General features: G+C 60.6%; 23 protein-coding genes. 8 read left to right on the top strand and 15 right to left on the bottom strand.

What is annotated here, in order from left to right; genetic code table 11:
• Positions 1-24: 24 nt before the first annotated feature.
• Positions 25-819 carry a WecB/TagA/CpsF family glycosyltransferase gene (locus tag HAP40_RS09460; RefSeq protein WP_166818063.1) on the bottom strand — a complete coding sequence of 265 codons (795 nt, stop codon included), beginning with the start codon at positions 817-819 and terminating at the stop codon, positions 25-27.
• 838 nt (positions 820-1,657) lie between these two features.
• Positions 1,658-2,695: an ABC transporter substrate-binding protein gene (locus tag HAP40_RS09455; protein ID WP_246741144.1), complete on the bottom strand. Its 1,038-nt coding sequence runs from the start codon at positions 2,693-2,695 to the stop codon at positions 1,658-1,660.
• Between the two features lie 358 nt (positions 2,696-3,053).
• Here HAP40_RS09455 and HAP40_RS09450 point away from each other — a divergent pair, with 358 nt between their 5' ends.
• Positions 3,054-4,418, top strand: a complete 1,365-nt coding sequence (locus HAP40_RS09450; protein WP_166818064.1) for an undecaprenyl-phosphate glucose phosphotransferase — start codon at positions 3,054-3,056, stop codon at positions 4,416-4,418.
• Between the two features lie 112 nt (positions 4,419-4,530).
• Here the strand turns inward: HAP40_RS09450 and HAP40_RS09445 are convergent, their stop codons facing one another.
• From HAP40_RS09445 to HAP40_RS09415, 7 genes are all read right to left on the bottom strand, one after another.
• Positions 4,531-5,256 carry a hypothetical protein gene (locus tag HAP40_RS09445; protein WP_166818065.1) on the bottom strand — a complete coding sequence of 242 codons (726 nt, stop codon included), beginning with the start codon at positions 5,254-5,256 and terminating at the stop codon, positions 4,531-4,533.
• A gap of 28 nt (positions 5,257-5,284) precedes the next feature.
• On the bottom strand, positions 5,285-7,528 hold the full coding sequence (locus HAP40_RS09440; protein WP_166818066.1) for a polysaccharide biosynthesis tyrosine autokinase: 2,244 nt from the start codon (positions 7,526-7,528) through the stop codon (positions 5,285-5,287).
• The gene (locus tag HAP40_RS09435; protein WP_166818067.1) at positions 7,512-7,766 is read right to left on the bottom strand and encodes a hypothetical protein; all 255 of its coding nucleotides are present in this window, start codon (positions 7,764-7,766) and stop codon (positions 7,512-7,514) included. The genes HAP40_RS09440 and HAP40_RS09435 overlap by 17 nt, the downstream gene beginning before the upstream one ends.
• 59 nt (positions 7,767-7,825) lie before the next feature.
• Positions 7,826-8,440 carry a hypothetical protein gene (locus HAP40_RS09430; protein ID WP_246741394.1) on the bottom strand — a complete coding sequence of 205 codons (615 nt, stop codon included), beginning with the start codon at positions 8,438-8,440 and terminating at the stop codon, positions 7,826-7,828.
• 129 nt (positions 8,441-8,569) lie between these two features.
• Positions 8,570-10,060, bottom strand: a complete 1,491-nt coding sequence (locus tag HAP40_RS09425; protein WP_166818068.1) for an O-antigen ligase family protein — start codon at positions 10,058-10,060, stop codon at positions 8,570-8,572.
• 33 nt (positions 10,061-10,093) lie between these two features.
• The gene (locus HAP40_RS09420; protein WP_246741145.1) at positions 10,094-10,555 is read right to left on the bottom strand and encodes a hypothetical protein; all 462 of its coding nucleotides are present in this window, start codon (positions 10,553-10,555) and stop codon (positions 10,094-10,096) included.
• A gap of 260 nt (positions 10,556-10,815) precedes the next feature.
• Positions 10,816-12,018: a polysaccharide biosynthesis/export family protein gene (locus HAP40_RS09415; RefSeq protein WP_166818069.1), complete on the bottom strand. Its 1,203-nt coding sequence runs from the start codon at positions 12,016-12,018 to the stop codon at positions 10,816-10,818.
• A gap of 397 nt (positions 12,019-12,415) precedes the next feature.
• Between HAP40_RS09415 and HAP40_RS09410 the strand changes: the two genes are divergently transcribed.
• The 3 genes from HAP40_RS09410 (at position 12,416) to HAP40_RS09400 (ending at position 14,631) form a co-directional block, all read left to right on the top strand.
• Positions 12,416-12,865 (top strand): hypothetical protein, encoded by a 450-nt coding sequence (locus HAP40_RS09410; RefSeq protein ID WP_246741146.1) that lies wholly within the window; start codon positions 12,416-12,418, stop codon positions 12,863-12,865.
• A gap of 75 nt (positions 12,866-12,940) precedes the next feature.
• The gene (locus tag HAP40_RS09405; protein ID WP_166818070.1) at positions 12,941-13,216 is read left to right on the top strand and encodes a hypothetical protein; all 276 of its coding nucleotides are present in this window, start codon (positions 12,941-12,943) and stop codon (positions 13,214-13,216) included.
• A gap of 236 nt (positions 13,217-13,452) precedes the next feature.
• A complete protein-coding gene (locus HAP40_RS09400; RefSeq protein ID WP_246741147.1) occupies positions 13,453-14,631 on the top strand; it encodes a hypothetical protein in 1,179 nt (392 codons plus the stop codon).
• An 11-nt stretch (positions 14,632-14,642) separates the two neighbouring features.
• On the opposite strand, the gene HAP40_RS09395 is transcribed toward HAP40_RS09400, so the two are convergent.
• A complete protein-coding gene (locus HAP40_RS09395; protein ID WP_166818072.1) occupies positions 14,643-15,269 on the bottom strand; it encodes a transglutaminase-like cysteine peptidase in 627 nt (208 codons plus the stop codon).
• A 193-nt stretch (positions 15,270-15,462) separates the two neighbouring features.
• On the opposite strand from HAP40_RS09395, the gene HAP40_RS09390 reads away from it, so the two are divergent.
• Together HAP40_RS09390 and HAP40_RS09385 are read left to right on the top strand one after the other, a co-directional pair.
• A complete protein-coding gene (locus HAP40_RS09390) occupies positions 15,463-16,200 on the top strand; it encodes a metallophosphoesterase family protein (protein ID WP_166818073.1) in 738 nt (245 codons plus the stop codon).
• Positions 16,201-16,219: 19 nt separating this feature from the next.
• On the top strand, positions 16,220-16,873 hold the full coding sequence (locus tag HAP40_RS09385; protein ID WP_166818074.1) for a hypothetical protein: 654 nt from the start codon (positions 16,220-16,222) through the stop codon (positions 16,871-16,873).
• Between the two features lie 102 nt (positions 16,874-16,975).
• On the opposite strand, the gene HAP40_RS09380 is transcribed toward HAP40_RS09385, so the two are convergent.
• On the bottom strand, positions 16,976-17,374 hold the full coding sequence (locus HAP40_RS09380; RefSeq protein ID WP_166818075.1) for a hypothetical protein: 399 nt from the start codon (positions 17,372-17,374) through the stop codon (positions 16,976-16,978).
• 488 nt (positions 17,375-17,862) lie between these two features.
• On the opposite strand from HAP40_RS09380, the gene HAP40_RS09375 reads away from it, so the two are divergent.
• Entirely contained in the window at positions 17,863-18,240 is a 378-nt protein-coding gene (locus tag HAP40_RS09375; protein ID WP_166818076.1) for a hypothetical protein, read from the top strand.
• Positions 18,241-18,317: 77 nt separating this feature from the next.
• On the opposite strand, the gene HAP40_RS09370 is transcribed toward HAP40_RS09375, so the two are convergent.
• Positions 18,318-18,563, bottom strand: a complete 246-nt coding sequence (locus HAP40_RS09370) for a hypothetical protein (RefSeq protein ID WP_166818077.1) — start codon at positions 18,561-18,563, stop codon at positions 18,318-18,320.
• A gap of 68 nt (positions 18,564-18,631) precedes the next feature.
• Positions 18,632-18,877 (bottom strand): hypothetical protein, encoded by a 246-nt coding sequence (locus HAP40_RS09365; RefSeq protein WP_166818078.1) that lies wholly within the window; start codon positions 18,875-18,877, stop codon positions 18,632-18,634.
• A gap of 633 nt (positions 18,878-19,510) precedes the next feature.
• Here HAP40_RS09365 and HAP40_RS09360 point away from each other — a divergent pair.
• Positions 19,511-20,263 (top strand): hypothetical protein, encoded by a 753-nt coding sequence (locus HAP40_RS09360; RefSeq protein WP_246741148.1) that lies wholly within the window; start codon positions 19,511-19,513, stop codon positions 20,261-20,263.
• A 15-nt stretch (positions 20,264-20,278) separates the two neighbouring features.
• On the opposite strand, the gene HAP40_RS09355 is transcribed toward HAP40_RS09360, so the two are convergent.
• Entirely contained in the window at positions 20,279-20,557 is a 279-nt protein-coding gene (locus HAP40_RS09355) for a hypothetical protein (RefSeq protein WP_246741149.1), read from the bottom strand.
• Between the two features lie 234 nt (positions 20,558-20,791).
• Entirely contained in the window at positions 20,792-21,208 is a 417-nt protein-coding gene (locus HAP40_RS09350; RefSeq protein ID WP_166818080.1) for a hypothetical protein, read from the bottom strand.
• Positions 21,209-21,245: the final 37 nt, after the last annotated feature.

Genomic DNA, 21,245 nt, shown 5'->3' with positions numbered 1-21,245 from the left:
TCTTTCATGCCATCTAGTGAAGAGCTATCCAGTTCGCTGTTTGCCCGCCAAAAGCAATTCTCCGAGGGCCTTAACGACAAACATCGGCGCGAGCACAAGGTACCTTCGCCAGAGACGACGCGGGTCGCTCATGAGTCTGTGCAACCACTCGAGTCCGTTATTCCTCATCCAGGCTGGCGCTCTTTTGACCGCTCCAGAATGGAAGTCGAAAGCGGCTCCGACACCGATAAACACGCCACGGTCTAACGTCGCCGCAGCTTTCGCGATCCAGTACTCCTGTTTGGGGCTGGAGATGCCGACCCAAATTACGTCCGGGTTGCGTGCGCGAATATCTTCTATGTCTTCTCGGCACGCTTTGAGCAGGTCAAAATCCGGACCAATATCCAGCATCGGAGGAGAACTGATGCCCGCGACCCTCAGCCCCGGATATCTCCGAGTGAGGTTGTCAGCCATTCTTTGGGCGACGCCGGGCTTTCCGCCGTAAAAGAAGTGACTTTGTCCCGATGACAATGAGAACTTGCAGACTTCCTCCACGAGGTCGGCGCCCGGCACGCGACCGATCTCGTTTCCATGGCCTTTCATTTGCGCGACCCAGACCAGGGGCGTCCCGTCAGCGACGACAAGATCGGCGGTTTGATGCAGATCGCAGAGCTCCGATTGTCTCAGCGCCAACATAAGACTGGGGACGTCGCGCACGAACACCGAGTAAGCTTTACTGCCATCGAGCGCCCAGGCTGAAATTTGCTTAGCAGCTTGGACCAAATTTACGAGGCTTACAGGAATGCCAAGTACGTTCGTGCGAATGATAGGGTTTTCCATAACAGATCGGGGAATGAACCTAGGTTAAAAATGCAGCCCGAGTGATTACCCATTTGTGCAAATGGATATCCGAAGCGCTCCAGCGAGCGGCATCAAGGCTTTGGGATGAAAAGTGCGGAGGGTAGACGTGCGAAGGCTCGCACCCGGCGAGCTCACTTCTTTAAATCGTAGAACCGAACAAGTTCATTGAGTGTCCCTTGCAATAAATGTCTATGCGAATCGTAGAAGAACTCACTGCCACAATGTTGCCCGGCGGACGAGTCGTGTCACATGCTAATGTTGTTAATAGTGAATGCGCTTGGACGTGGACGGCGCAAGATCCGGGAGGATGTCAAGCTGCTCCAGCACTTAGGTCGCCAACTCGCGATCTGGATTGGGATCAATAAGCGCGGCGCAGAATGGGCTCTCTGGCGGTAGCGCAGACGCGATCCCAGTACCAACCATACGGAGTTTCAACGCGAACCAGAGGGCAATGGCGCGAAGGCACATAGCGATAAGGATAAGGCTGGGCCCAGAAGGTAATTGGCGTTGTCTGGCTCTCACCGATGAGCAAGGCCCGGCTGGTTGGTACTTGCATGGCGCTCGCGCTGCTGGCAGCAAAGCCGGATGCGGCCAACGCCAAAAGTCCTAGCCGCGCAAAGGTCCTCAACATTCGGAAAAGCTCCCTGCCCCTCAGGTAGTCTGACGTCAATCGCCACCCCGAGCCGGCGACCCGGACCAGCGATCAACAAGACCGGCACCCTAAAAACTTGCGAGACGCTATCAATTCATGACGCGCCAAGCAACTGATGCAGCTATCGGAACTTGGGTTTGCGGCGATACAGATCGGACCTGTGACTTATTTGACCGCCCGTACCCCGCTCCAAGCCCCCTGACCTGCAAGGTTGGGCGATCGGCGGTAGGTATCCCGCAAGAGTTGGTAGTTGACTGCCTGGGAAATTGGCACGGTCTCCTCCCCCAATTTCGAAAAAATGAGGGCGTCACGCAGCATTTTCCAGCGACTTTCGTCGTACTCGGCTATGCGGCCGGCCGCTGGCACGACCAGGGCTCGCTGCTGCTGGAGCTCAAGCCTTACGCGGTCGGCGCTAAGCCCTATCCGATCATAGCCGACCAGAGCGGGTACGCTACGTGAATAGTCGTCGTAAACGAACTGCCAGCCCTTGATCAGGCCCTCAAGGACCTGCCCCATGGTGGAGGGGCGATCCTGAAGCAAAGCCGAACTGGCAAAATAGACCACTCCGGGCGCGTGAATTCCATAATCCTGAGGTTTGATTATCTTCAGGCGCGCAAAATCAGGATCAGACGGCGTAAACTCCTGACCGACCTCGACGATAACGGCATCCACGGCGCCGGATCGCAATGCGTCGAGGCCGTCTTGGTAAGGTACTTTCACGATCTGACTGCGCGGAAGGCCAAGCTGGGCCATCAGGACATCGAAGAGCACCTCGCCCTCGCTGCCCCTGCGATAGCCGATGCGCTTACCGACCAAATCGGCCGGGCTCCGCAGGCCGGAGCTCTCCCAGGTGAAGATCGCCGAAGACGTGTCGAGCCGACTTGCCGCGAAAGCGGTGACGGGAATGCCACGCCAGGCGCCAAGCAGGAACTTCTGGCCGGTGGTGACCCCGATCGCGTGCTCGCGCGCGACCGTCGCGACAAAGTCGGGATCATCCGGCCTGGCACGGAGCACCACGTTCGGAGGAAAAAATCCTTCCTTGTCTGCGATCATCTCGCCGGCGAATCGAGCTCCGAACAAGCCGTCCAGCAGCATCGCCGTTTTCGGGACCGGTTCGCGCCTCCCGGCGACAGGCCATTGTTCGGGTTGCAGCACTCGGACAAGTGCTCCGAAAACAGCCAGCGCGGCGAAAGCGGCCAGCACGATCCACAGGTACCGGCGCCGGCGCCCGGACCTTCGCCGCGATCGTGTTCGAACCACAGAAATCCCCAGGAAAATGCGTCAGCTATTCTGAACGTGCGGCACGATGGCGACGATGGTAGGGTTACATCCTGCTAATCGTTGTTTTAGTTACAGCTTTGCTTAAATTGCGTGTCAATTGCATACTGAATATTTTCCTAGTTTTATGGATTTCATTGCAATGTCAGTTACTTCCTTCCGCTCGAAGCTTTCGGGCTCCACCGCGGACAGCAGCATAGAAACTCAGATTTCGGAACGCTCCGCAGCAGCTTCGGGCTGGTCAGGTCCAACTTGGCTCCGTCCGGAGATTATCGAGCGGCTCATGACTGCAGCCGATGGACTTCTGATCGTCACCTGCGGGATAGTCTGCGCGGTAATATACCACCTTCTCTCCTGGTCGGCGATCAGCAAGGCCGATGTCTACGCCGCGGCCAGCTTGTTGGTTGCGATCCACTTCAGCCTCATGGTCACAATCCAGCAGGGCTATCGTCTGACCAGCATGACGAACCTGCGGCGGCAATGCCGAATAGTCGCGACGACTTGGACTGGTGTGTTCGCAGCTCTGTTCGCGATCGCCTTCACGATGAAGGTAAGCGGTGAGTTTTCCCGAGGCGCAATTCTATCGTTTTACGTCATCGGCCTTGCAACGTTGCTCGTCTGGAAGACGATCGCCTCACGATGGATCACGCGCGCGTTGCGCCAAGGTGCGTTTGCCAACAGCCGAAGCGTCGTCATTGCCGAGATGGGTCTTCCGGACTCGTCCGCAGCAATGATGGAGCTCTGCCAACACTACCGTGTGATGCGAACGCTCGAGGTTCGTGCCAACCTGCTGACCTCACCGCTTTTGATGTCGCGGGTGGGCCCTTGTATCGAAGAGCTGATCGTCTACGCGCGGAAGAATCAGGTCGAGCACGTATTCCTGCTGATGAGCTGGGGTCACCAGCACGCAATCGACAGCGTCTTGGACGCGCTAAAGATACTCCCCATTCCTGTACATCTGGTCCCTGATGTAAACGTCTCGCGCTTCCTGAGCTCCCCTCTGATCAGCGCAGGCAGCACGTGGACGGCCGAGCTCAGACGCGCGCCCTTGAGCTGGAAAGAGCGGGCCATCAAACGCACGCTTGATCTCGTAGGCGCCTCGTTTGCCTTGATCATCTTCGCCCCCGTAATGTTGCTCGCGGCCATCATGGTCAAGGCGAGCTCGCGCGGGCCAGTGCTCTTCCGCCAAACGCGCAACGGCTTCAACGGAAGCGCCTTTCGGATCTTCAAATTTCGTACCATGCGCGTTCAAGAGGACGGCCCGACGATCGTGCAGGCCAGCAAAAGCGACCCGCGAGTGACCAGCATCGGCAAATGGCTGCGCAAGACCTCGATCGACGAACTACCTCAGATCTTCAACGTATTGCGCGGAGACATGTCGCTGGTCGGTCCCCGCCCCCACGCCGCCGCCCACAACCTTGAATATGAGCAGATCATCAGCCAATACGCCTTTCGCCATCACGTGAAGCCGGGCATCACAGGTTGGGCGCAAGTGAATGGTTACCGTGGAGAGACAAGCGCGCTCGAACTGATGGAGAAGCGGGTGGAGCATGATCTCTGGTACATCAATAACTGGAGCTTACCGCTGGACCTCTTCATTCTGCTGCGGACCATCGTTGTCACGTTCGGACGACCCTCGGCCTACTGAGGCCGACCTCACAACGTTCGGACCAGTGCAGCCTCGATCTTGGTGCGTGCAGGACCAACTGTCATTTCACTCGTTTGGCGAAGACCACAAAAGGACCCACGGATCTCCGCGATCATTGCCATGGCCGAGCATCGATCTCCACGCCAGGCACGCTCACCTTCAGACCATTGCGGCCCAGTTTTTTGGCGAAGCTTTCGAGCGAAACCCTGTTTACCCGTTCCAGAGAGCTTAGAAGACGTCCCCGCTCGGCCGAATTCACGCTCTCGAAATTTGTCACGGCCTCTTCGACGAAATTGCTATCGATCAATGCAGCGAACTCGGAAACAACTTTATTCCCGGTTGTCTCCGCCAAGATCGGAAAGACCGCAAGCCCCACTCTGTTGCGCCTTAGCGCGATCCAGCCCTCGAAGGGCGCGATGATATAGGACTGATCAAGATATCTGATCTTATGGGAATCGAGACCGTCGCGACTAATCGTCGTTGAGTAAAGCATCAACCAAAGAAAAGCATCTGTTGGGTTCACGGAAAGCGAAAACTGAATCTTCTCTTCAGCGGTTTTCACCTCCCGGTCCACCTCGTCCGGGAGCTTTTTCCCTGTGGCCTCCTCAGCCGCACGCAGCAGGATAAGGGCTTCTCCGCGCACGGCCTCACTGTGCTCGACCTTCAACTTTGGCTGATCCGCAATCTGTGCTGCCGTCTTGCTGATGGCACCCGGCTTCAATCGATCATCCGACAGAATGCGCGCGGTGACGTCACGGACTGCCGCAGCCGACCGTATTGATGGCAGGGCAAGATAGAACCAAAGAACACTGGCAAAACCGAGCAACAGCAGAGGCACGCGCGCCAGCTTCGCTTCGTAATTGCTCCTACTCCGTGTATCCATAACGGCCGTAGTACTTGTCATAGCGGCCATAGTGGGATTCGTACCGCGCGAGCACATTGATATCCGCCTTGTTCAGCACAACCCCGAGCAGCTTCTCTTGAATCACGGGTGCACCGCGTAGATTGTGCATAATGACGTCAATGTTGGTCTTGGCCCACTCAATAACGAACACGTAGGAATCGACGTACGATGCAGTGACGCGCACATCAACCACAGGCGCCATCGGCGGCATGTCCAGCACAACGTAGTCGAACTTCGAGCGCAACAGCGCAACGAAGTCGCGCATTGCCTTGGAAGCAAGGATCTCGTTGGTGTGCAGAAGCTTTGAGGTGACGCCGGCGGGGAGAACGGAAAGCCGCGTTTCGGGATCTACTATCAACGCATCCTCTAGCCGCACTTTTTGCGCCACGACGTCTACGAGACCGCACTTCGCGTCCGGCACGAGCGAGCGAGACAGCGAGGGATTGCGCAGATCGGCGTCGACCAAAATCACGCGCGAGCCACCATGCGCCATCAACTGTGCCAAATTGGTCGATAGCGTGCTCTTGCCTTCGTCAGGCAGTGTGGACGTGATCGCCAGCACGCGATTCTCGCGCACGATCGAGTTCAGGTCCACGGCCACTTTGAGAGACCGCACGGCCTCCGCGAAACGGGATAGCGGATTTTCGACAACATAGCGCAACAGATTCGGTTGCAGATCCTTTTTGCCGAACCTGCCAGAGAGCGTCGACTGGCCAGCCTCATCGCCCAATGCAGGCAAAATAGCGATGCAGTTTGCGCCGAGCGAGGCCTCCACCTGGCCTGCAGTCCGGAACACCTTATCCGTAAGCTCGCGCGCTATCGCGGCGCCAAGACTGAGGATCAGGCCTCCAAGCAGTGCCGCAGCCAGAACAATCAACGTCTTGGGCGAACTCTTCACCAGGGGGGTCGTTGCTGCGCTGATGACGCGCGCTTCGGTGATCGGGAATGATTGCTGCTGCACGCTCTCCATGTAGCGCTGCAGGAAATTGTCGTACATCGCCTGGTACGACTGAGCATTGCTTTCCAGTTCGCGCAATTGAATCTGCGCTTGGTTGGTAAGCTGCGATTCCGACACCAGACTGTTGAGGCTGGACTTGATGGCGTCCTCACGGGTCAGCGCGATATCGTAGTCGCTCTTGTAGGATTCCTGGATGCGCTTGAGCTCGTCCGTGATGTTCCTTTTGATCTCCGCCATCTGCTTGCGGAGATTGACCGCGGCAAGGTGATCCGAACCATACTTGGCAGACCAGATTGCCTCCTTCGAAGCCATGTCGACATACTGGCCCCTGAGCTTGACAATAGTCTCATTCCTCAGGGCGTCGGCCACGGAAGCGTCCGGAATCTCCTGCTTCAGCATGTCGTTCATGCGATCGAGCCGCGCCTTGGCTTCGGCCGTTGCCGTATGTGCAGAGATGAGCTGTGTGTTGACCTCCGTCAGCTGCTGCTGGTTCATCAAGCCCTTGCCAGTGTCGACGATGTTGTTGGCGGTCTTGAAGTCAACCACGGCCCTCTGAGCGGTCGAGGCTTGGGTGCGCAGTTCCCTGATGCGGTCCTGTAACCAGACGCTGGCACGGCGCGTTGCCTGATATTTTGCCTCCAGCTGGTCGACGATGTAGGCGTCCGCGATTGCATTGGCGATCCGCGCGGCCTTCTGCGGATCGTGAGAAGTGAAACCGATCTCCATCACATACGACAGACCAACGCGCTTTACGGTGCGGTTGCTCGCAAAGCGCTGCAGCGCTCCACGCGTCAACTCGTACTCCGATGCAACATGGCTGCCGGAAAAGAGCCCAGATATCGAACCGACGACTGCACCAAGAAGTCCACCATTGCCGCCGGCGAATTCGGGATCGTCAATCAGATGCAGATCGCGAATGACGGTGAGGCTGATATTTTCAGACTTAAGGATCTCGACCTGTGTCTCGACCGTAGCAGAGTCGACCGCGACATCTCCGAACGCCGACTGCGACTGAAACAGCTGCACCTTACGGGTATCGATGACTATCGATGCGGTGGAGCTGTACCGCGGAGCAGCGGTGAACAGATAGAGCAGCGCGACGATCAGGCAGCCCAGGACTATTGTCAGTATGGTCGGGAGCTGACGCCTCACCATACCGATCAGCGTGCTCAGCGTCTGGGGCGACGGATCCTCGACGTCACCAATCGCACGGTTGATCTCGGAAGACGGCTTATTTAGCTGCAGCATGGGTCAATTTCCAAAGCCAATCCTTGCCGACTCCGGATCGTCTGTCGGCAAAAGTCTTGCTGTAAAGCCAGGGCATTAGGTCTGCGACATCGAACGCAATTGGCTCTACCATGCCGCCACCTGCAAAAAGAACCCGGTGGATCACGGGATTGCCGCAAGACGAGAAAAAGAAACGGAGCTCAACGACCAAAACAAAACAAAACAGCGCCGATTGAGCGCTGTTTTGCTTTTCAGACATCGCCGGCAGAGCTCCGTTGTCTACATCGAGGTAGAGACGGTGGCTCGAGGCGCCATTGATCAAGGACTTACTGACTGGCCAACGGTCGAGGCGCTGGTCGAGCCGGTATAGCTTGTCGTCGTATTCGGGTAATGCAGGCCGCCAAACGGGGAAGCAGTTCCGCTCGATCCGCCCGACGCAAAGCCGTTGTTACTGGTCGGTCCGCCTGCGCCGGAGCCACCGCCGCCGCCACCGCCGGTCGCCGCGATCTGGACGTCGCCGGTTGCGGCCTGGTAGGCAGCGATTACGTCCGGATTTCCCGTCCCTGCGATCGCGGCCTGGATTTCGCTGGCGAACGCCTGGTCCTGCTGTGCCGCCATGCGTGCAAGCTGCGCGAGCCCAGCCACAATCGCCCGCATCTGATCCTTCGTCGTCGTGGGATCCTTTAGGAGAGCGATCAAGGCCGGCACGGTGGTCGGATCGGAGGCCCCGAGATCGCGTACGCGCGAGATCATCTGGGCACCGCCAGCAGCAAACTGCTGCAGCAGGCTCGCAGGCGATGCTTTGAAGTCCGAGATGGTCTGGGCTGCAAGCTGCCGGCTCGGCGGGTAAATCGCTGCGTTCGCTGCGGCGGTCACCGTGATCGCAAATAGCGCGGTAAGAACCATCCGAAGCGCGAATTTGTAGACGCTCATGGATACCCCCTGAAATGAGCCATTCCAAAACATAGTTAACGAAGCATTGTTAAACTGTCCGTGTGAACCTATCGAAACAACCGCTAGCTGTCCACCAAATCCGATATCTTCGTTAAAGCCCTAAGTGCTTCAAAGGCGGAGGTTTTTTTGGATTGTTGGAGCAGAGGCTCGGTCAATCGGGAAACCTCGTCCGGGTTGATCCAACTCGATCATTGATGACCTGCTTTCTTCCCCGCTTGCCGGCCGGCTCCGGAAGGATTGCGCCAAACCCACGCCAAACAGAGCAAAGAATGGGATGGAATAGCCGGGGATCTGCAGCGTGAAGTCCAGTGACGAATGCAGCAGTGACAGACTGGCGGTCGCAGCTGCCGCAAGCGGAATAATGACGTCTCTCCGCCGGGTGAAAATCCCCCGGGCCATGACGACGAACATGACACTCCAGGCGAGCCCGACGAGGAGCGTCAGCGGGATTCCAACTTCGGAGGTGAGTTCGAGTGGCGTCGAATGCGCACGGTCCCAGACGCCATATATGGAAATATGAGGACTCCGATAGGGCGGAAAGGCCCATCGGAAGGTGCCCATTCCCGTCCCGAACCACGGGTTATTGCCGATGATCTTCAGGGTGGATTTCCAGGCTTCCACCCGTCCCTCGTCAGCGAGCCCCTGCAAATCAAACCGATTGCTCACCCGCCCGCCAAGCAAGTAGATCAGGCCAAGCGCCACCACCGTACTCGCCGCAAGAGAGCTCAAGATGCCTGTGCGGCGCGGCAGATCTCTCCGTAAAAACAATGTGACGGCGACGATCATGGCAAGGAGCGAGAGGCCGACGCCCGCTCGCGAACCGGTCATGAACATCGCGATCAAGCAGATCATTAACGCCAAGACCTTCGGCAGCATCTCACGCAGAGGAATGTCAGAAACGTCGCGCGAGACGCGCTTCCAGATGATCCTGCGCTCCGGCAATCGCCGCCGGACATCCTCCAGAATCAGCAGCATCCAGATCACCGCACAGGAGCCGAAATAGGCCGCCGCCGTGTTGCGGTTGATGAAGGTGCCGGTGACGCTGCCCAGATAGGCCGTCTTGTCCCGCCACAGGAGCATGGTGGGCTCGATCAGGAACGAGAGCACGCCGTAGAGCGCGTAGGCCGCGCCCGAGATCGCGATGATCCACAGCAATCGTCGCGCGCGCTCGCGATCGGCGCCGACGGTGATGCCGAGGATGATGGCGAGGATGTTGGCGAGCGGTGCGCCGAGCGCGAAGAACGCCTCGTTCTTCACGATAGAGGCGGACGGCGCGATCGGCACGCCCAGCAGATCCGAGGCCTGTTTCCAGATCGGCTGGAAGGGCGCGACCCAGGGATGGTCGGAGAGCTGCTCATGCAACACGAACGCGTAACCGAGGACGATCACTGCGATCCCGGCGAGGAGCCATAGATGCGGCGCCCGCAGATCGCGCGTCGGCGCGAGGATCACCGCGATCCCGAGACACAGGCACCAGAACGCGATCGACAGATCGTTGGTCGAGCCGAACGGAAACGGCGCGCTGGCTGCCACGAAGAACAGGATGAAGGCCGCGGGCAAGCTCCACGACCAGCGAATCTTGGAAGGCCAAAGGCGCATTGTCGTTTCTTAAGGCGAGCCTTGCCTTAGCTTTTAGAGGAAACAATCAATCGGATAGATCTTCAGATCCACGTTGAGGCGGCTGTTCCGGCTCTGCGCCCGGAACGCATAGAATACCCCAAAGCTGTCACTGCCCTGATCGAGTTTTATTCCGGGGGTTAATTCGTCGGGCGGCACCAGAAGACCAATGTGCCGGTTGATGGCGGATATCTCGATCCGCCCCTCGCCTTCCGCAAAATGTCCGCCGAGCTGGGTCACGGTGACCTTCGGCATGCCACGGCGCTGATGGCAGATATCCTCTTCCCAGAGCTTGGTCTGCTGGACCAGCGGTTGGCCCGGCCCCTCCGGGACGACAATATCCGCGAAGGACGGGCGCAGCATCCCGAAGAACTTGCTTTCCTTGGAGTTGGCCGACAGGCGGACCGTGAACGAAAGCTCCCCCTTGGCGCCGCGCAGACGCTGAAAGATCGGGGCATCGGGCTCGGCGGAGACCATCACGTCGATCCGGTGGCGGACGCCCAGCTCTGCTGCGGCGGCGAGCGCCTTGCCGACCGGTGCAAGCCCGAAGGCGAGAGGAATGAAAGCCAGAAGACGCCAGAATGCTCGACAGCGCATGAAGCCCCTTGCGACGCTGCGGGGTGATCAACACTGGCGCGCCCCCCGCGGCCAGATCATATCCATTGGGTCGCTAAACGAAAATGGCACCGGGACAAAGCCCGGTGCCATCGGCTTCGGTCGATCAGGCCAGCCCCGCCTTACGGCGCCAGCTTGATGTTGTTGCGGAAGATCAGGGCGTCGTTCGAGAGGTTCACCGCATCGCTGCCGGTCGCCATGATCACACGCAGGTAGGTCAGGAACTTGGCAACTTCGACGTTGCGCGAGTTCGAAACATAGATGATGTCCTGATTCTTCATCATGACCTTGGTCGCGAGGAAGAAGCCGCCCGGATCGCGGAAGTTCACGTTGAAGATGACCGGAATCGTCTCCGAGGTGTACTTGCTCACGTCGATGCCGAGCTGGGCTGCGACCTCACGCGGCTCGCGGCGATAGAGATACACGGCAGCCGGATCGGCCTGGCCATCCAGGAGACCACCGGACTTGCCGACCGCTTCGCCAAGATTGATGCGCCAGGCATCGAAGTTGAACTCGCCGCTCTGGCCGCTGGCGCCGAACGCCAGGAACTTCTGCTGCTCGCGATAGACGTAGATGCTGTCGTCGGGGCGAACATAAACGTTGTTCTCGGGCGTCATCACGAGATTTTCGAACGGCACGGTCGCACGACGTCCACCACGTTCCAGCATGACCCAGGTCTCGAAGCCCTGGCCCTTGATGCCGCCAGCGCGGGTGATCGCGTCGAGCACGCGGTCCTTGGCACCCGCCGCGCTCGCCGGATAACGCGCCGGCGTATTGACTTCGCCGAGCACGCTGATGAGCTGGGTGCGCTGCGAGGACATCGCAACGACCGCCTGCGGCTCGATGGCGCGGTTGCCGATCTTGTCGATGATCGAGCGCTGGATCTGGACCGCCGTCAGGCCCGCAGCCTTGACCTGGCCGGCATAGGGCACCGTGATGAAGCCATCATTGTCGACCGCTTGGTCCGGGATGGTCACGAAGTTACCCGGACGGACGCCGGCTTCCGCCGGGATGAACAGACCGCCTGCCGCGGCCTCGAAGATGGTGACGCTGACGACGTCGCCGATGCCGAACACGATGCTGGCGGGCGGTCGGCGGTCGGTGAACACGCCAGCAAGCCCCTTGGGCTCGTGGGTGTGCAGGATCTTCACGGTCGCCGGATTAAGCGGCACCAGCTCGTAGGCCGGCGCGTTTTCGGTCTGGATCTTATTGTTGACGTCGTCCGTCAGCGGACCCGAGCCGGGATTGGTCGAGCATGCCCCGAGCGCCAAGGCGGCGGCCAGAAACGCAAACTTCAAAACATAGGTCTTGGCAATGGATGACATGAATCGTGCCCGAGGGTCCCCAAGTGACGTAAAGTGGTACGGCCTAGGGGGTGGTGCGACAAGTGTTGCCGGTGGTTAACGGAGCGATCGGCTGGCTACTGTTGCGGGCGGGCCACTCTTTGCGGCTTAGTTTAACCCTTTGTGACCATTTATTGTATTTCGTGTGCTCGGCCGGCAAGCGAACCGCCCCACTCAAGGGCTCGACATGTCGAAAGCGAGGCTTTTTGGCCTGGCCGCCGTCTGCTACAGCTGGATCCGTTAAGAGCAGGAATTCCACGTGTCTGGCCTCTTTCTGATCCCGCTATTGGCAGGTTCCCTCCTTGGCACCGCCGATCGGGGTCGTCCTGCCGCCCCCTGCTCCGGCAGCTCGGGATCCTCATGTCGGGGAGCGGCCATCGTGGCGGTGGCCAACCCCGCCGCGGCATCCATCTGGAAATTTACCCGGACGCAAGGCGCGAGGGACGGCGAAAGCTTCGCCGCCATCATGAAGACGGCGGACACGGCCCTGTCGGACCCGGACTTTGCCGGCCTGATCGTCCGGTGTGCGCCAAGGGGCAAGGTCGACGTGCTGGTGGCCCTGATCCGTCCCTTCCCGCCCCGGAGCCACCCCAAGGTGACCATTGCCGCGAGCGGCGGCGGCACCCTGACCTTTGAGGGCAGCATGGCCGCCGCCGGGGCTGCCGTGCAGTTGCCGGACGAGGTCTCGGCCTTCGCCGCCGGAAAGTGGCAGACGACGCCCTCGCTGTCCGTGGTGGTCAGGGAGGGCGACAGCGAGATCAAGGGCACGGTGGCCCTTAACGGGCTGCGGGAGGCCTATCATTCGCTGCTGGCAAATTGTGGCCGATAGGCCAAATTTAGCCATACGACTTAAGGGTCTTTTTAGGCGGCAAACCTAGGGTCCGGCGCACGGAGAGTGTTTCGGATGACCGCGTTTTTGATTTTCAGCTTTCTCACGGGTGCCGTGCTGGGCCAACGCTTTCGCGTCCTGGTGCTGCTGCCGTTGACCTTCATTATGGTGCTCGCCGCCATCCCGGTCGGCTTGCTGGTCGATCTCACGGTGCTCGAGAGCCTGAAGGGCCTGGCGTTCGCAGCCATTGCCCTCCAGGGCGGCTATCTCTTTGGTTCTGGAGCGCGCTTTGGCCTCGCTGCCGCGCGTGCGACCCGGATCTTCGGTCGTCCGGTCAAGGTCACCCGCTGATCGCACCGATCGACGACGAGACGAGGCCGCGCGCGCGATCGGCCCACGTCGAGGCGTTGGTCCGAAACAGGCCTCTGTTTGAAAACCCACCGCCCGCTTGTATGGTGACCTGACCGTTTCAGGATTTGCTTCGAGCGCGCCGTTTGTCCCTCGCTTACTTTGCTCTCATCGTTTCCATCGTTTCCGCTTCCGCTCTCGAAATCGCCGGTGCCAAGTTCGGTGCGCAGCTGGGGTCGATGGCCGCAGCGCTAAGCCTGCTGGCAGCCGCCCGGAGTACGCGAAAAGCCGACTACGAGCACTTTGTCCGCGCGACGTCCTGGGGCCGCTGGATCCTGATCGCCATTCCGCTGTGCATCGCGGCCCAACTCGTCCCCCTTCCCCTGAGCTTTGCACATCCAATCTGGGCCAGCGCCCACGACGTCCTCGGCGGCCTCTCGTTCGGGCCGATCACGGCCGATATCGGTTTGACTCTGGACGCACTGGTGTTGGCGCTCGCAGCGGTCTCATTGCTCGGCGTCGCCATCCTGGTGGTCCGCAACCGCAGCCGTGCCGAGCTGGTTCTCTTCGTGCTGGGCGGAGTAACGGGGGTCGCCGCCTTGATCTTGGACCTGCATCGGCTCTCGCCAGGGCTTGCTGCAGCCGCGCCTTTCGACCTCGCGACCGCCTTGGCCGGCCTCGGCCTCATGCTCAATCTGGCGATCATGCAGCTCGCGGCGGAGCGGGCCGAAACCCATCACTCGGTCCTTCGCTCCGTCGTGATCGGCCTTTGCGGCCTTGCCGGGGCTTCGGCCAGCGCAGCCGCGATCTTTGGGTTGGCCGGAACGAGCAGCGCGATCGCAGCCGCTTTCGGTGTCGTGTTGATCCTGCTGATCCTCGTCATCCGCAGACTGGACCTCTCGCCATTGGCAGCGGCCGCCTTGTCGGCAGCAGCTCTGATCGGAGCGGCGATCGTTCTGACCTTCCTCTTCGAGAACAGCTCCGGACCGCTCCTCCTGCGGCTGGTCCCGGATTTGGGAGCCGAGACGGAGGCTGCCCTCGAGCGCATGCTGGCGGACACGCGCTGGTTCGGCGCCGGCGCCGGGACCTTTGCTGCGGTGGGCGGAATCTATCAGAGCGACGCCGGAGCCGTTCTGACCGCGCCCTCGACGGCGATCGCCATCTTTGCAGAGATGGGATGGCTCGGCTTGGCTGCCATGATCGCGGTGAGCCTGATCGCCACGGTCCGCCTGTTCTTCGGGGCTCTGAAGCGCGGACGCGACTCGTTCTTCCCCGCGTCGGCCGCGGCCTGTGTTCTCTTTGCGCTGATGCAGAGCTTCGCAGGTCCCGGACTGCTGCGGCCGGCAGCAATCCTGTGCCTTTCGGTGATCGTGGGATTGGGGCTCTCGCAGAGCATCAGCCAATCGGCATCACGATAGAGCGCGGGTGATCAGACCGCGCGATCGCCGAGTGAAGCCCAGTAGTTCGGGTTCTTGGGCGACTGGATGCGAACCCAGCGATAGGGCTTCTTCGACCACGGCGCGATGTGGCCGGAGAGATTGTCCAGCACGAGGTCGCCGGAGAAGGTCCGCACCACCACCACCAGATGATGCTCGCCCCAGCTGGTCACGACCTCGCTCAGCAGCACCGAGCGCGCCGGAAAGCCCTTGGCGATCAAATCGTGTCGTTTTGTCACAGCGTAATCGTTGCAGTCGCCGCTCGCCGGATGCAGCAGCCATTTCTCGCCGCGCAGCCCTTCCAGATTGGCCTCCGGGCGGATCGCGGTGTTGACCCGCTGGTTGACCTCCTGCATCTGCGCGATGCGCTCGGCCGTAAGCTTCAGGCGACCGCCGCGGAACACGATCTGCTGCCGACGCGGCTTACACTCGTCCTTGTACTTCAGGCAGAAGATGGTGAACGCCATCGGCGCCAGCGTCGGCTGGTCGAACTTGATGTACTGGATGGCACCGCGCAGCCCCATGGGCGCACCGACGAAGGCGGCTTCCGCTTTCTGCTGCACCCCCGCAGCAACCACGATTGCGGCCACGGCCGCCAGGAACTTTACCACTTTGCGCATGTCGCGCTCCCCGTTCTTGTTGGGGAGACGCTACGCGAGACGTCTTGAGATACGGCTCAAGGGCCGCACGGTTCTTTAATCAAAATGCGGGCTCATCGTTCGGAAACAATTAAGAATACCGGTGTGTGACTTGTTCTGCTAAGAGCGGTCACGACGTTCCGCTCGTGACGCTGGATGCGATTCGACCGACCTGATGGGCCTTTCCTCACGCTTTCGAAAGAAGACCAAGCCTCGGCTTCCCGATGGCGTTCGCGTTTATGCGATCGGCGACGTGCACGGCCGCGCCGATCTGCTTCAATCGCTGTTAACCGTCATCGACGCCGACCTTGCCCGCTCGGCCCCCCAGCGCGCCATCCAGGTTTTTCTCGGCGACTATGTCGACCGCGGTCCGGATTCACGGGGCGTTCTCGATCTCTTGATCGCGCGTTCGAAGTCGCACGAGACGGTCTGCCTGAAGGGCAATCACGAGGTCTTCCTGCTCGAGGTGCTCAAGGACCCCGCCCGTCTGCAGGAGTGGCGCCACTATGGCGGCCTCTTGACGCTGGTCTCCTACGGCATCACGCCAACCATGAATCCGTCCGCGGAGCAGCAGGTCGAACTGATCGAGGGACTGAAACGCACGCTGCCGCCGGAGCACCTGGCCTTCCTCCGACAATTGCCCTCGTCCTTCACCTGCGGCGACTTCTTCTTCGTCCATGCCGGCGTCAAACCGGGCGTCGCGCTCGATCGCCAGAAGGACGAGGATCTGCTCTGGATCCGCGAGGAATTCCTCGCCTCGGAGGAGCGCTTCGGCAAATATATCGTGCATGGTCACACGCCGGTCAGCGCGCCCGATATCCGCCCAAACCGCATCAACATCGACACCGGTGCATATGCGACCGGAAACTTGACGCTATTGACGATCCAAGGCGATAGTCTTCTCGCAATTTGAAAGCTTGGGCCGAACTTCGGTGATCCTGCTTCGCGTCATCGGCATCTTGACCGCAATCGTGCTGGCGCTTCACGCCGGCATCGCGTTCTATGGCGATCTCGTACGACCGAGCTTTCACGCCAGCGATTTGTTCTCGGGCGAGATTCCGCCCGGCAAGGCGAAGCTCGCCGCCTCGGGCGTTCTGGCATCCGTGTCGTGGGATGGCGACCTGCTGGCGAATTACGCGGCGGCGGTGGCCGCTGACATTCTTCACCGCCCTTCGACCGATGCGGTCGGCAAAGCCAACGAGAACAAGGCAGCCCAAAGCGCGGTCGTGGCCGCCTTGAAAGTCTCACCGGTCAGGCCGGCGCTATGGCTCACGCTCGGCACGCTGCAGGCCCAGACGGGCCAAGCGGCAACGCCGGCGGTCAAGATGTCGTACCTGACCGGATCGGTCCCGATCGACGTTGCCTTCTCGCGCGTCCGGACCGTGACCTCGAGCGCCGCTGCGACCGATGATGAGATCAAGCTGCTGGCGCAATCCGATATTCGATCGGCGCTGGCCAATCGCTCTCGCTACGAGCCACTGCTGATCGCGGCCTACGTGCAGGCAACGCCGCAAGGCAAATCGCTGCTGCTCGAGACCACGAAGGTGACCGATCCCGGATTCAACGAGATTCTGCGGCGGTACTAGAGCGCGATGAGACTTGGATGGATCGTCATCGCGCTTTTGGTTGTTGTTTACGCATGATCTTTCCGGAAAACCGCTTCGCACTTTTCCGGATCATGCTTTGGCTCAGCGCACGGATTTCGGGTTGACCGGCACGAAGTCCTGGTCGCGGCGCGGTTGGTCGGATCGCCCCTGATAGACGAACATGCCCTTCTTGGTCGTGACGATGTCGCCTCGTTGCAGGCTGTCGTCGCGGAGGAGACGTTCGCTCGCGACAAGGTCTGGATCCTTGGGGATCGGCTTGTAGAGCTCGGGATGCTCGCGCCGCTCGCGCGAGATCTCTTTGGACCGCCGCCGTGCCTCCTCGATCCGCTGCCGCCATTCGTCGCGCGAGACTTCCGGCTCGCGCGGTGGAAGATAGTCGTTGAGCGAGGGCTCCGGCTCGCTCTGAGCAAGACACAATGACGGGCAGGCGAGACCGAGGCCGAATGCACTGGCAATGGTGATGATCGCTCCAGCCCGCACCCCAGGCCGCCGTCGGTCGGCTGGCAATTGGTCACGTCGAGCGGTGCGCACGCCAGTCACTCCAAGGGACACATCGTAAGGACGACGATTGGCCGGAAGCAGTCGTTCCTAGTCCTTCAGTCTATATCCTTGCAGCAAATTGCAGGGAAGCGCATCCGCGGGCCAGATTTCCCTTGGCTTGAGGACTTCGCTAGCGGGCAATGGTCGGACGCCTGACCTTCAGCTCGGAGCCGTCCCATCAAAAGCTCGAAAACAACCCCATGCACAGTAGCCGGTATCAGCAAAAACAATGAGATACGACTTTTCCGAAATTAGATTGACGCGTCGGGCAAAACAGGGATAGGATGACATGGTCCGGAGACAGGCCGGCTGACGGTTGCGCCCCTGCGCTCCGCGTCATGTGATCGGCCGAGGGCCAACAGCTCCATTCTAAGACCTCGTTAGGTCATTGCTGCTAGCGTCGGCATCCCCTCGTGGAGTTGCCGGGAATGCGTGCAAGACCGATATTGCTGCTGGCTGTTGTCGTTGTGGCTTCCGCCATGTCTGGCCTCGCGGCGCAGGCGAGCCCCCTCTGCATCAAGGAACGCACGCCGTTCGCCTTGTCGGACGATACGGTGAAATGGACGATGTCGATCGCTCCTGGAGCCGACTGCATTCAGGGACTGCGCTGGTCATACATGCAGATCTTCAACGTATCGGTCGTGAGCGGACCATCACGTGGACAATTGGCGGTGGTCGGGTCCGGCTTCCGCTATTCGGCAGAAACCAGAACGCCCGGCGCGGACAAGTTTACGCTGCTGATCTCGGGCAAGAACCGACACGACCTCGGAACGTCGACCCTGGAGGTCGAAGTCAACCCGCAATAGCGTGCACACGCCCGGCAGGGGTCACCGCGGCTAAAGCGCGATGAGATCGGGATAAAATCGTCAGTTGCGCAGAGGCCCTAGTAGCGACGGCTCGACCCGCTGCCCCGGGTTCTGTTCCCGTAATAGGGCCGGGCCCGTCCGTAAGTCGTCGTCACGGGACCCTCGATCCGGCTCGGAATATTCCGCGTCGCATTGCGGGCCGAGGGCTGCGACGGATTGACGATGATCACGTTGCGATTGGGCGTCGACGGATCGTTGACGCCCTGGGCCCAGGCACCGGCAGGCGCGACAAGCGCGAATGTGATCAAGACTAAGCGTTTCATGTGCGACATCTCCCGAGCAGGAACGTCAGGGAGGCGAACACCGTTCCTTCACGGTTCGTTGCGCGACCTCACCGAGGCACGGCGATCAGCTTGCCGTTCCTCCAGACGCCTTGGGCCGCCCGCCCGGCGGGAAGGCTTCCCGTCACATTCCGGACGGCGGTCGGCCGGGAGGCAGCCTGGGTGGTCTGTTTCTTCTTATCCGGTGTCGTCACGATGCTGGAACTGGTGGTGTTGGCCTGGTCCTTGGTCCCTTGCGCAAAAGCAGATTGAACCAGAAAGGTCGAAAACATGATCGCTGTCAAAACGCCGCGCATGGTCAAACACCGGAAAGAGGAGCTGCGCGAAATGTCACAGGTTTCTGCTCAAAAGCAAGCTCTTCGAGCTGATCGCGCGGGACCTTTGCAGCCGGATCATCAAAGCGCCCCATTGTAGCCGGGGGTGAAAAAGCCTAGCGGAACAGCACTATCCGGGCTAGTTGATCGGCCTTGATGACGGAGCCCGGCGACACAGCAGCCAACGCCTTGGCGGCGCAAGAGATCAAGGCCGGACTTGTCCGCCTGTTGTCAGCGCGGATCCGCGAGATCTCGGACGACCCTCGGGAGATGCGGGAGGTCGTTTACGAGTTGGCCCGCATCAGGCTCCTGGAACAATTCACCCATGCCGACGCGCGGGAAGCGCGGGAACTCCAGCAAGTCCTTGAACGCGCCATTCGGGAGGTCGAACGCTCCTTTGGGCGAAGCGAGAAGTCCTCATCGGACAAGGATGCTTCGGCCCCCGCGGCGAATTCTCCGCCGGTCAACGTCTCCGTTCTCCCGCCCATTCCGATTCCGGCTGCCTTGGCTTCACCAGCCATTCCGAAGGCTGCAGAGACACCACGCCGCTCTGCCACACCGTCAAGCTCGCCCGACCAGCCCAGACGGCGCGGGTTTTCCAATTCTCTCGTTCGATTGACCGCCATCCTCCTGCTCATTGCGAGCGCCGGCACCGCGGCCGTCTATTGGCCGCGGCTGAAGGCGCAACTGACGGCATCGTCGCAGGTGGCACGGCCCGAGCGAACGCCCAAGAGCCCGGAGCCTCAGCCGACCGCGATCACAACTCCCCCGGTGGGTGAAACCGCCGAGCGGGCGCCGGAGAGCCCGAAGGAGCCGGCGCAAGCGGCATACCCCTCTATGCCCTTGCCGACGACGTTCGGCGTCTACGCCTTGAGCGAGGGCCATCTGCATGAGCTCAAGCCGGTGCCCGGAAAGATCCCGGACCGGCGCGTCGCGATCTCGGCCGCCATCAACACGCCGAGCGTGACCACCTTGATGGACGGCGACGTCAAATTCGTCGTGTTCAGGCCGGATGGGGGTGTCGACGCAAGCGGGACCGAAGTTCGGGTGATCGCGAAAGTCTCACGGTCGATGGGCGTCGATGCCACCGGGAAAGCCGCCATCGTCAGCGCCGGCGATTCCTGGGTCATCCGCAGCATGTCCTACCCCTACAAGGTAGGTCCGATCGACGACCAGTCGAGAATGCTGTTGCTTCAACCGGAGCAAGACGGTTTCGCGCTCGCGCCCGGCCGCTACATCGTGGTGGTCAAGGGCATGGGCTACGACTTCACCGTGGCCGGGACGATCACCGATCCCAATCAGTGCGTCGAGCGCATCAACGCGGCGAACGGCGCGTTCTACTCGCCCTGTCCGCCGCCGCGACGATAACGCCGCCTTTGTTTCCTATTTGGCCGGCTTGTTGCCTTTCGGCGCGTCAGCCGGGATGTCGTCGACCTTGCCGTTATTGGCGACGCATTTCTGGAAATATTCGCGCTGGTCCTTGCCCGATCCCTTGGCGCTCCCGGCCGCAGGGTTGCCCACTTGCCTGGGCGGAAAGGCCTTGGCAACGGCCGCGTCGCACGCGCGCGCCACTTCGGCAGTGATGGCCGAAGCCGTCGCCGGCGCGCCCAGCGTCAGAACACCTGCCAATCCAACCAACGTCCGCAAATTCTTGACCGGCACCTCTTCGCTCCTTCACCCGTGAATGATTGCCCGAACCATATCAAAAAGGATCGCAGCACCAAACGGCAAACCGGCGCCGAATTGCCACGCGGTCGCCGTGACATGGGGCGGCGCATCGCGAGCATTGCCCTCAAGCAAGCGCGACGAGATCAGGACGAATCGTCATCGCTCTTCGGGTTATTGTCAGAGCGCGATCTCTTCGGAAAGCCGCTGCACAGTTTTCCGGATCATGCTCTAGCTGTTGAGCTGCGGCGGCTTGAAATCAGGAAAGCGCGTGAGCATCGCGGTCTTCACGAACTTCAAATGAGCAATGCTGCCTGCCAACTCCTTCAGCCGCCGCTGGCCGTTCGAGATGTCGGCTGCAAAGAGATCCTGATGATGATTGTCGAGCGGCTCCCGCTCGAGATATTCGTCGGTGCCGTTTCCGAAGGTGACGGACGCACGCGCGAGGGCATCGTCGACACGCCGGTTGAGGCCGGCCTGCTCCCTCTCCGCTTCCTGCAATGCAGTTTCGATCGCCGCCAGGACGGCACCGATCCGCGCGCGGTCGGTCTGCGCATCACGCTCGGCGGAGCGCGCCTTGAAGGTCTTGTCCTCGCGGCGGGAGCCGAGAAGATTGTGTGCGCGCGCTCTCAGGAACAGCTGAAACATTTGGGCCATCCCACCTTCGAGATTCAGGCGGCTACCA

This window comes from Bradyrhizobium sp. 1(2017) (assembly GCF_011602485.2).
In the GTDB taxonomy this organism is placed as follows: domain Bacteria; phylum Pseudomonadota; class Alphaproteobacteria; order Rhizobiales; family Xanthobacteraceae; genus Bradyrhizobium.
Note: the sequence above shows the minus strand (reverse complement) of the source record. Positions and strands in the feature narration are given on the sequence as shown.

Coding starts and splice junctions, on each gene's coding strand:
- HAP40_RS09460 (WP_166818063.1), bottom strand. CDS start 819: ATGGAAAACCCTATCATTCGCACGAACGTACTTGGCATTCCTGTAAGC.
- HAP40_RS09450 (WP_166818064.1), top strand. CDS start 3,054: ATGACTGCAGCCGATGGACTTCTGATCGTCACCTGCGGGATAGTCTGC.
- HAP40_RS09440 (WP_166818066.1), bottom strand. CDS start 7,528: ATGCTGCAGCTAAATAAGCCGTCTTCCGAGATCAACCGTGCGATTGGT.
- HAP40_RS09435 (WP_166818067.1), bottom strand. CDS start 7,766: ATGTCTGAAAAGCAAAACAGCGCTCAATCGGCGCTGTTTTGTTTTGTT.
- HAP40_RS09430 (WP_246741394.1), bottom strand. CDS start 8,440: ATGAGCGTCTACAAATTCGCGCTTCGGATGGTTCTTACCGCGCTATTT.
- HAP40_RS09425 (WP_166818068.1), bottom strand. CDS start 10,060: ATGCGCCTTTGGCCTTCCAAGATTCGCTGGTCGTGGAGCTTGCCCGCG.
- HAP40_RS09420 (WP_246741145.1), bottom strand. CDS start 10,555: ATGGTCTCCGCCGAGCCCGATGCCCCGATCTTTCAGCGTCTGCGCGGC.
- HAP40_RS09415 (WP_166818069.1), bottom strand. CDS start 12,018: ATGTCATCCATTGCCAAGACCTATGTTTTGAAGTTTGCGTTTCTGGCC.
- HAP40_RS09405 (WP_166818070.1), top strand. CDS start 12,941: ATGACCGCGTTTTTGATTTTCAGCTTTCTCACGGGTGCCGTGCTGGGC.
- HAP40_RS09400 (WP_246741147.1), top strand. CDS start 13,453: ATGGCCGCAGCGCTAAGCCTGCTGGCAGCCGCCCGGAGTACGCGAAAA.
- HAP40_RS09395 (WP_166818072.1), bottom strand. CDS start 15,269: ATGCGCAAAGTGGTAAAGTTCCTGGCGGCCGTGGCCGCAATCGTGGTT.
- HAP40_RS09390 (WP_166818073.1), top strand. CDS start 15,463: ATGGGCCTTTCCTCACGCTTTCGAAAGAAGACCAAGCCTCGGCTTCCC.
- HAP40_RS09375 (WP_166818076.1), top strand. CDS start 17,863: ATGCGTGCAAGACCGATATTGCTGCTGGCTGTTGTCGTTGTGGCTTCC.
- HAP40_RS09370 (WP_166818077.1), bottom strand. CDS start 18,563: ATGAAACGCTTAGTCTTGATCACATTCGCGCTTGTCGCGCCTGCCGGT.
- HAP40_RS09365 (WP_166818078.1), bottom strand. CDS start 18,877: ATGCGCGGCGTTTTGACAGCGATCATGTTTTCGACCTTTCTGGTTCAA.
- HAP40_RS09350 (WP_166818080.1), bottom strand. CDS start 21,208: ATGTTTCAGCTGTTCCTGAGAGCGCGCGCACACAATCTTCTCGGCTCC.